At 43.2% G+C, this 2,385-nt stretch carries 2 protein-coding genes; one reads left to right on the top strand and one right to left on the bottom strand.

What is annotated here, in order from left to right:
- Positions 1–402: 402 nt before the first annotated feature.
- Positions 403–2,082, top strand: a complete 1,680-nt coding sequence (locus tag B3157_RS02310) for an HD domain-containing phosphohydrolase (protein WP_292588570.1) — start codon at positions 403–405, stop codon at positions 2,080–2,082.
- A 27-nt stretch (positions 2,083–2,109) separates the two neighbouring features.
- Here the strand turns inward: B3157_RS02310 and B3157_RS02305 are convergent.
- Positions 2,110–2,385, bottom strand: a 276-nt coding sequence (locus tag B3157_RS02305) for a hypothetical protein (RefSeq protein ID WP_292588568.1), incomplete at its 5' end; no start/stop codon positions are given.

Raw genomic sequence — 2,385 nt, 5'->3', positions numbered from 1 at the left:
AATGCGTACTTGCTTGTCGCTCACAAGTTTGGTAAACTCTTCTGAGAGACCATAACCGGGGTCTATAATTGTTAGCACTTCCTCTTCTTCTATCACATAGCAATTCTCATCCAGAGCTTTGGCCAGTAGTTTCTTGACATCTACCATAAACAGCCCTCCCGTCGAAATCGTTCCAGACACCTGCAAAGTCATAAGATATTGAGCGATTCCTATTGTCAGCACTTTAAACAGCGCTAACACTCATGGCAGGCAGCAACAATTGATGCTGAATGTCACTGAATAGCATGGACGGTGACATTAGTTCGCTTTTCTGATCGTAATGCATCATAATTAAATTTACTCAAGAGATTTTACCAGAAAGGCGGTCGCATGATACAATATCGAGGGGTAGAGGAGTTAGATTTGAAAAATTCTAGAATTTGCGGTCTGGCCTTAAGATTCAATTATGATGATCCCGAAAGTTTCAGATCTGAGCTGAGGGCTATTCTTGATGAAGAGGATCTCTCGAGAGAAGATCTCGGGATATTGGTAGCTCTTGACTTTGTATACTCTCAGACATTCGACGAGACGGGTGTATTTGACTTCTCCGATGTGGAAAGTGAACTTCTGGCAGAAGGACTATACTTTCTTGCGTATTTTTTTGCCAGGAATTCAGAGGACAAGATTGCTTACCTTGTTTCTAAGCTTGCAGTGGATCTAATTGCAAAGGAATGCGGAAAGGAACAGGAAATCAACCTCAAAATGCTCCATATGATGACTTCATTTGAAATGGGCTTTGGAGAAGAAACACTCTCGCTTTTCGCCGAACTCGTGAAACTGGAGGAGTATGTACCGACCCAGAAGCGCTTTGAATACTACAATGATCTTGGCCTGGTCTCGACTCAGCTCCAGACCGGTGACAATCCATGGAAATTCTATGAGAGAGCAAAAGAAGTGGCCGAATCACCAGTAAGAATGCTAATGGTTCAGCTGAACATGATTGACTATCTCTACTCGAAGAACAGATTTGCTGAGGCAATAGAGCTTCTTGACCTGGTCCAAGGATGCAATTTTGAAGCGGTTTCAATAAAAGGATACAAGCTAATGATTAACTTGAAGATTCTTCTTCAATTGAATGACCTCAGCAGAGCGGCAGTTATTGCCGAACAACTTGAATCGCTCATAAATTCTCATATCGAATGGACAGACATTGCAGTATCATATATTTTTCTTGGACACTTCTACGTGAAGAGCGGTAACGTTTCCAGAGCGGAGAATTATCTCAATCAGCTCAAGTCTCTTCCGGATGAGTCTTTGACCAGTTACATCAAGGGAGAAACGCTGATTCTTGAAGCGTCAATAATGCAGGTTAAAGGAGAGCACTTTAGGGCTCTTGAAAACTCTGTTGGCGCATTCGAGTCTCTTACTCTCTACAGTACAACTTCGCCTCATCTGAAGGACTTTGTGAACAATCTTTTCGAGAGCATCTCCTCAATTTTCGGTCAGCTTATCAGAGAGTTAAGGCTTAAGGACGACTATACTGCTCTCCATACGCTTCGAGTCCTCAAAATTTGCTATGAGTTCGGAAAGGAACTTGACCTAGAGAAGATCGATCTTTTCAATCTTTCAATTGGCGCGATGTTGCACGATTATGGAAAGGTCGACATTCCTTTCGATACGCTGAATAAGCCGTCGGCTTTGACCGAAGAAGAGTTTACGGAAATAAAAAGACACCCGGTATATGGCGAACGTTACTTGAGAGACCTGAATTTTCCGAAGGCAGTAAGAGATATTGTTAGGCACCATCACGAGAGAATAGATGGAAACGGTTATCCCGATGGCCTAAAGGGAAACGAAATCCACATGCTTGTTCAAATAGTTGCGGTGGCCGATGTCTTCGATGCGCTGACAACCGACAGGCCGTACAGAAAGGCCATAACGAAAGCAAGAGCGCTGAAGTACCTAGAAGAAAAAGGCGACCAATTGATCTCAAAAGGTCTCCTCACAAGATTCATAGAATTCTCTCAGCGCAAAGAAATAAGTGTTAAAGAAGAAGAAATAACTGCATTGTGGCGTTCAATAATCTCCGAGCTTTTCAAATGAATCGGAATAATGTCAACTCTAATTAGATCAATAACCCTCGGGAATCTTCCAAAGTCCCGGTCCGCCATCAACGGTTATCTCGTCCTCGGGGATCTTCCACAGGCCTGGTCCTGCAAAAGCCATACTTCCAAAAGCAACTAAACCCAACAGAATGATCGCAATAATCTTCTTCATTAAAACAACCTCCCTTAATCCCAACAGGCTAAGTGTAGATAAATCAATGACCTTCAGGAATCTTCCATAGACCCGGCCCACCGCAGACGGAAATTTCGTCTTCAGGGATCTTCCAGAGTCCTGGCCCTG

The organism is Mesotoga sp. UBA5557, assembly GCF_002425715.1.
In the GTDB taxonomy this organism is placed as follows: domain Bacteria; phylum Thermotogota; class Thermotogae; order Petrotogales; family Kosmotogaceae; genus Mesotoga.
This window is presented reverse-complemented; position numbering and strand designations above follow the sequence as displayed.